Source organism: Streptomyces zinciresistens K42 (assembly GCF_000225525.1).
Taxonomy (GTDB): domain Bacteria; phylum Actinomycetota; class Actinomycetes; order Streptomycetales; family Streptomycetaceae; genus Streptomyces; species Streptomyces zinciresistens.
In genome coordinates this window covers 1-6,284 of the sequence record NZ_AGBF01000285.1, presented here as the reverse complement: position 1 = coordinate 6,284, position 6,284 = coordinate 1, and the positions used below count along the sequence as shown (strand labels likewise).

The window sequence follows — 6,284 nt, the reverse complement described above, 5'->3', positions numbered from 1 at the left end:
GTCACCGCAGCGGCCGCGGGGATCGGTCCCCGACGCCCCGCGCGCGGTGCCCCCGCGGGCCGGGGGCGGCGGGGACGTCTGCGCGCTGGGCAGGAGGTACGGAGGCTGGCGCCCGGACAGCCCCGAGTCGCGGATCTGCGAGCAGTCGTACGGGCGTTGAGCCGGCGGCCGTCAGCCGCTCTGCCCGAGCCGGCCCTCCAGCCGCAGCAGGCGGGCCCGCACGCCGTCGCCGTAGACGTCGTCCCCGAGGGCGTCCGCCGACTGCCGTGCCCGGCGCAGGTGGGCGCGCGCGGCCTCCGCGCGGTCCAGCTTGACGTAGTCGGCGGCCAGGTCGAGGTGGAGCAGGGGGTACAGGGCCCGCAGGGCGGGGGCTCCCCCGGCGCCCTCCGCCTCGGTCAACGCCCTCAGGTCCCAGGCCAGTTCGTCGGCGGGGTCGTCGTGGGTGTCGGCCAGGTAGTGGGCGAGGGTGCAGCGCTGCACGGGGTCGCCGTCCTCGCCGAGCTCGGTCCACAGGTCGAGCAGCCGGCGCCGGGCCTCCTCGCGGTCCCCGGCGTGGTGCAGCATGACGATCTGCCCGATCCGCGCCGGCACGGTGTCCGGCGCCGTCCGCTCCTGTCGCTCCGTCACCGCGTCCTCCGGGGCCCTCGTCGGCTGGTCCCTCCCGACGCTAACGGGCCGGGCCGGCGATCCAGGTCAGGCGCCCCCGTGGCAGGCCGCGGGGCCGGTCCGCGCGGAGCCGGCCCCGCCTGCCGCCGTGGCCGGGAAGGTCTGCCGGGAACCGGTTAACCTTCCCGGCGGCACCGGTCAGCCCAGGTCCGGGATCCGCCAGTCGATCGCCTGGTGGCCCTGCCGGGCCACCGCCTCGTCGATCTGCGTGAATGGACGGGAGCCGAAGAACTTCTTCGCCGACAGCGGCGAGGGGTGCGCGCCCTTGACGACCACGTGACGGGTCTCGTCGATGAGGGGGAGCTTCTTCTGCGCGTAGGCACCCCACAGGACGAAGACGGCCGGGTCGGGCCGGCTCACCACGGCGCGGATCACGGCGTCGGTGAACTGCTCCCAGCCCTTGCCCTTGTGGGAGTTGGGCTCGCCGGGGCGGACCGTCAGCACCGCGTTGAGCAGCAGCACGCCCTGCTCGGCCCACGGCATCAGATAGCCGTTGTCCGGGACGGGCAGGCCGAGCTCCTCCTTCATCTCCTTGTAGATGTTGCGCAGGGAGGGCGGGGTCTTCACCCCGGGGCGGACCGAGAAGCACAGGCCGTGGCCCTGGCCCTCGCCGTGGTAGGGGTCCTGGCCGAGGACGAGGACCTTCACCCGGTCGTACGGCGTGGCGTCCAGGGCCGCGAAGACCTCCTCGCGCGGCGGGTAGACGGGACCCTTCGCCCGCTCCTCCTCGACGAACTCCGTCAGCTCCTTGAAGTAGGGCTGCTGCAGTTCGTCGCCCAGAACCCCGCGCCAGGACTCGGGCAGCATGGCGGTGTCGGTCACGTCAACTTCCTTACGCTGTACGGCAGACGGTGTACGGTCCACGACCGGGGTCGTGTCCGGTTCTCAGAACCTACAGGCGCCCACTGACAATCGCCCCGGGGGCCGCACGTCCCGGCGGACCGGTCCGCCGCACACCCGCGCTACCAGCTCGTCTTGCGGGACAGCTCGCCCATCATCATGATCGTCGAGGGGTCCAGGGCGCGCTCGGCGCCGGAGACCTCGGCGCTCGCGGCCACGTACTGGCGGCCCTGCCACAGCGGCAGCAGCCGCGCGTCGTCGACGAGGATGCGCTGGGCCTCCTCGAAGTCCTTGACCACGTTGGCCCGGTCGCTCTGGGCCCGGGAGCTGGGCAGCAGCGTCTCGGTGATCCTGGGCGTCACATACGGCGTGCCGAGGGCGTTCTGGTCGCCGACGAAGGGGGCGATGAAGTTGTCGGCGTCGGGGAAGTCGGGGAACCAGCCGCGTCCGAACACCGGGTACTCGCCCTTCTGGTAGCCCGTGACGTAGGTCTTCCAGGGCCGGCTCTTGAGCGTGATCCTGAACAGGCGGGACTTCTCCAGCTGGGTCTTCAGCTCCTCGAACTCCGCCTTGGTGGCTGATCCGTAGCGGTCGCTGGTGTACCAGAGGGTGAGCGGGACGGGCGCCTGGACGCCGGCCCCGGTGAGGATCTTGCGCGCCTTGCTGACGCTGGGGTCGCCGTAGTCGTCGAAGAAGCCGGTGGTGTGTCCGGTCAGGCCCTTGGGGACCATCGAGTACAGCGGCTCCACCGTGTCCTTGTAGACCTTGTGGGCGATCGCCGCCCGGTCGACGACCTGGGCGATGGCCTTGCGCACGGCGGCCTTCCCGGCCGTCGGGTCCTTGGGGTTGAAGACCAGGTAGTTGATCTCGGTGCCGGAGCCCTCGATCATCTGGAGCTGGTCCTTGTCGTTCGCCTGGATGTCGACGATGTCCTTGGCGGCGAGGCCGCGGAAGGCGACGTCGAGCTTCTTGGCGCGCAGCGCGGCGACCATGGTGGGCGAGTCCTGGTAGTAGCGGATGGTCACCGCTTCGTTCTTGCGCGCCGCGTAGCCCTTGTAGTCGGCGTACTTGACGAGCTCGGACTGCTTGCCCTCGTCGTACCCCTGCAGGGTGTACGGCCCCGAGCCGACGATCTCGTCGTCCTCGCGGAGCTTGTCCGCCGGGTACTCGGCGGGGTCGACGATCGACATCGCGGGTGTGGCCAGCACGAACGGGAAGGTCGCGTCGGCCTTGTCGAGCTGGAAGGCGACCTCGCGGTCGTTGAGCACCTGGACGCGTTCGAGGCTGCCGAGCAGTCCGGCGGGGCCGCCGTTGACGTTGATCTTCCGGATGCGGTCGATCGAGTGCTTCACCGCCTTGGCGTCGAGCGCGTGGCCGTCGGAGAACTTCAGGCCGTCCCGCAACTGGCACCGGAACGTGCGGTTGGTGCGGTCGGTGAAGCGGCAGTTCTCGGCCGCGTCCGCCTCGGGCGTGGTCGCTCCGGAGGGGTAGCTCAGCAGCGTCTGGTAGATGTTGCGGAACAGCTCCCACGAACTGTCCCAGGACGCGGCGGGATCGAGGGTGCTGGGGGCGGCCGTCGTCCCCACCATGATCGGCCCCTTGTCCTGCGAGGAGTCGGACGACAGGACGCCGCATCCGGCCACCAGGGACGATATGGACGCGATGGCCGCCACCTGTCGCAGGCGTCGGATCCGGTTGAACACGCGCACGCTCCTCGATCTGCCGTACCAAGGTCGGTGAAACATACCGCAGGCTCACGGTCTGTGAACCTCTCGTCGCACAAGCACTTTCACCTTCTTGGTTTGACTACGTTGTCACCGGATTCGGCGGTCCTGGAAGGCGTGAAGAAGGGCCCCGCCGGTGTCCGGCGGGGCCCTTGTCGAGGTGCTGCGGGTCAGCCGACGCCGGCGTTGAGGAAGATGCCGCCGTCGACGACGAGCGTCTGTCCGGTGACCCAGTCGGACTGGTCGGAGGTGAGGAAGGCGGCGGCGCCGCCGATGTCGGAGGGCACCCCGAGCCGGCCCAGCGGGTAGGCCGCGGCGGCCTCCGCCTCCCGGCCCTCGTACAGGGCCTGCGCGAACTTCGTCTTCACCACGGCCGGGGCGATCGCGTTGACCCGCACACCGGGCGAGAACTCGTGGGCGAGCTGCTGGGTCAGGTTGATCAGCGCGGCCTTGCTGACGCCGTAGGCGGCGATGAGGGGCGAGGGCGCGATGCCCGCGACGGAGGCGATGTTGACGATCGCGCCGCCGTTGTCCTTCTGCCAGGCGTGCCAGGTCCGCTGCGCGAAGCCGAGCGCCGAGATCACGTTCGTCTCGAAGACCTTGCGGGCTACGTTGAGGTCGAGGTCGGCGACGGGTCCGAACACCGGGTTGGTGCCGGCGTTGTTGACCAGGAAGTCCACCCGGCCGAAGGTCTCCATGGCGTGCTCGACGGCCACGGCCTGGTGGGCCTCGTCGTGCGCCTTGCCGGCCACGTACCCGGCGCGTTGGGCGCCGAGTCGCTCGACGGCCTCCTTGAGGGCGTCCTCGTTGCGGCCGGTGATGACGACGCGGTCGCCGCGGGCGACGAGTGCCTCGGCGACGCCGTAGCCGATGCCTCGGCTGGCGCCCGTGACGAGGGCGACCTTGCCGGAGAGTTCGGGCAGTTCCGTCATGGCGGTGTCTCCTTCCGGCTCTAGTCGAGCGGTCCGCCGGCGACGTACAGCACCTGGCCGGAGACGAATCCGGCCGCCTCGGCGGTGAAGAAGGCGATGGCGTTGGCGATGTCCTCGGGCTCGCCGACGCGGGCCACCGGGATCTGGGTGGCGGCGGCGGCCTTGAAGTCCTCGAAGCCCATGCCGATGCGGTCGGCGGTGGCCTTCGTCATCTCGGTCGCGATGAAGCCGGGGGCGACGGAGTTGGCGGTGACGCCGAACTTGCCGAGTTCCTTGGCGAGGGTCTTGGTGAAGCCCTGGAGTCCGGCCTTGGCGGCGGAGTAGTTGACCTGGCCGCGGTTGCCGAGGGCGGAGGACGAGGAGAGGTTGACGATACGGCCGAAGCCGGCGTCGACCATGTGCTTCTGGCACGCCTTCGCCATCAGGAAGGCACCGCGCAGATGCACGTTCATGACGGTGTCCCAGTCCGAGACGCTCATCTTGAACAGCAGGTTGTCGCGCAGCACGCCCGCGTTGTTGACCAGGATGGTCGGGGCGCCGAGCTCCTGTGCGATCCGTGCGACGGCGGCCTCGACCTGGGCCTCGTCGGAGACGTCGCAGCCGACCGCGAGGGCCTTGCCGCCGGCCGCGGTGATCTTCTCCACGGTGTCCTTGCAGGCGGCCTCGTCGAGGTCGATCACGGCGACCGCGCGGCCCTCGGCGGCCAGCCGTACGGCGGTGGCGGCGCCGATGCCGCGCGCTGCGCCGGTGACCACGGCGACCCGCTGCTCAGTGGTGGACATCTGTGACTCTCCTCGGATGAGCGACCGCTTAGTACCTTCGATGGACGTGACGCTAGAAGTCCCGGCACGCGGTGTCAACGGCCACCGCGCGCATGTGATCCATCACCCCCGCCTCACCGCACCAGCAGATCGAGCAGCCGCTCGGTCTCGGCCGCCGGATCGGTGGTGAGGCCGGTGTGCACGGGGCCGGGCTGGACGACGGCCGAGCGGGGGGCGACGAGCCAGCGGAAGCGCCGGCCCGGGTCGTCGCCGCCGGCCTGCCCCGCCCCCTCGCCGCCGCCGCAGACCCGCTCGACGGCGCCGAGGGCGGCCCGCACGCCGGACACGTCCGCGTCGGGGTCCAGGGCGAGCAGCCGGACCTCGTCGAGGTGGGTGCGGGCCCCGACGTACCCGCGCGCGCGGCAGTACACGAGGACACCCGCGTTGATGCACTCGCCGCGCTCGACGCGGGGGACGACGCGCAGGAGGGCGTACTCGAAGACGTCCCGGTCGTTGGCCTCGCCGCCCCGGATGATGTGGCGCTCCACCACATGGCCGGCCATGTGAATGTGCCGCTCGCTCATGTGGTCTCCTCGATGCCGGTGAGGCGCTCATGGACGTCGGCGGCGCGCGCGAGCAGGGCCCGCACATGGGCCCGCCGCAGGTCGTCGGGGGTGTCGAAGCCGGGCTCGCCGGTCAGCCAGGCGTCCGGGATCTCGGCGGTCACCTCGGTCAGCAGCTCCTCGGTGACACGCGGCGCGAGGGCGGCCGCGGCGGCCGCGACATCGGGGACGAAGCGGGCTAGGGCGTGGTCCGAGGCGTCGTAGGGGCGGTGCGCGGAGGCTTCGGCGCCGGGCCAGTTGTGGTGCCAGATCAGGGTCGCGCCGTGGTCGATGAGCCACAGTTCGCCCTGCCACATCAGCAGGTTGGGGTTGCGCCAGGACCGGTCGACGTTGTTCACCAGCGCGTCGAACCAGACGACGCGTCCCGCCTCCGCGGGGCTCACCTCGAAGGCGAGGGGGTCGTAGCCGAGGGCTCCGGAGAGGAAGTCCATGCCGAGGTTGGCGCCCCCGCTGGACCGCAGCAGCTCCTGCACCTCCTGGTCGGGTTCGCCGAGTCCGAGCACCGGATCGAGGGCGACGGTCACGAGCCGGGGCACCCGCAGGCCCAGCCGCCGGGCGAGTTCGCCGCTGACGACCTCGGCGACCAGTGTCCTGCGGCCCTGGCCGGCGCCCGTGAACTTCATGACGTACGTCCCGAAGTCGTCGGCCTCGACGAGTCCCGGCAGCGAGCCGCCCTCACGCAGCGGCGTGATGTAGCGGGTCGCGATGACTTCCTTGAGCATCGCTCCAGGTTACTGG

At 71.1% G+C, this 6,284-nt stretch carries 7 protein-coding genes; all 7 read right to left on the bottom strand.

Features of this window, described 5'->3' with window-relative positions; translation table 11 throughout:
- Positions 1–171: 171 nt before the first annotated feature.
- Positions 172–627 carry a hypothetical protein gene (locus SZN_RS34570; protein WP_007504441.1) on the bottom strand — a complete coding sequence of 152 codons (456 nt, stop codon included), beginning with the start codon at positions 625–627 and terminating at the stop codon, positions 172–174.
- 177 nt (positions 628–804) lie between these two features.
- Positions 805–1,488 (bottom strand): uracil-DNA glycosylase, encoded by a 684-nt coding sequence (gene ung / locus SZN_RS34565; RefSeq protein WP_007504440.1) that lies wholly within the window; start codon positions 1,486–1,488, stop codon positions 805–807.
- Positions 1,489–1,628: 140 nt separating this feature from the next.
- A complete protein-coding gene (locus SZN_RS34560; RefSeq protein ID WP_007504439.1) occupies positions 1,629–3,209 on the bottom strand; it encodes an ABC transporter substrate-binding protein in 1,581 nt (526 codons plus the stop codon).
- A gap of 191 nt (positions 3,210–3,400) precedes the next feature.
- Complete coding sequence (locus tag SZN_RS34555; protein ID WP_007504438.1) at positions 3,401–4,162, bottom strand: SDR family oxidoreductase; 762 nt, start codon at positions 4,160–4,162, stop codon at positions 3,401–3,403.
- 20 nt (positions 4,163–4,182) lie between these two features.
- Positions 4,183–4,944 (bottom strand): 3-oxoacyl-ACP reductase FabG, encoded by a 762-nt coding sequence (gene fabG / locus SZN_RS34550; RefSeq protein WP_007504437.1) that lies wholly within the window; start codon positions 4,942–4,944, stop codon positions 4,183–4,185.
- Between the two features lie 113 nt (positions 4,945–5,057).
- The gene (locus tag SZN_RS34545) at positions 5,058–5,507 is read right to left on the bottom strand and encodes a DUF3037 domain-containing protein (RefSeq protein ID WP_007504436.1); all 450 of its coding nucleotides are present in this window, start codon (positions 5,505–5,507) and stop codon (positions 5,058–5,060) included.
- The gene (locus SZN_RS34540) at positions 5,504–6,268 is read right to left on the bottom strand and encodes a HipA family kinase (RefSeq protein ID WP_007504434.1); all 765 of its coding nucleotides are present in this window, start codon (positions 6,266–6,268) and stop codon (positions 5,504–5,506) included. Before SZN_RS34540 ends, SZN_RS34545 begins: the two co-directional genes overlap by 4 nt.
- Positions 6,269–6,284: the final 16 nt, after the last annotated feature.

Coding starts and splice junctions, on each gene's coding strand:
- SZN_RS34555 (WP_007504438.1), bottom strand. CDS start 4,162: ATGACGGAACTGCCCGAACTCTCCGGCAAGGTCGCCCTCGTCACGGGC.
- fabG (WP_007504437.1), bottom strand. CDS start 4,944: ATGTCCACCACTGAGCAGCGGGTCGCCGTGGTCACCGGCGCAGCGCGC.
- SZN_RS34545 (WP_007504436.1), bottom strand. CDS start 5,507: ATGAGCGAGCGGCACATTCACATGGCCGGCCATGTGGTGGAGCGCCAC.
- SZN_RS34540 (WP_007504434.1), bottom strand. CDS start 6,268: ATGCTCAAGGAAGTCATCGCGACCCGCTACATCACGCCGCTGCGTGAG.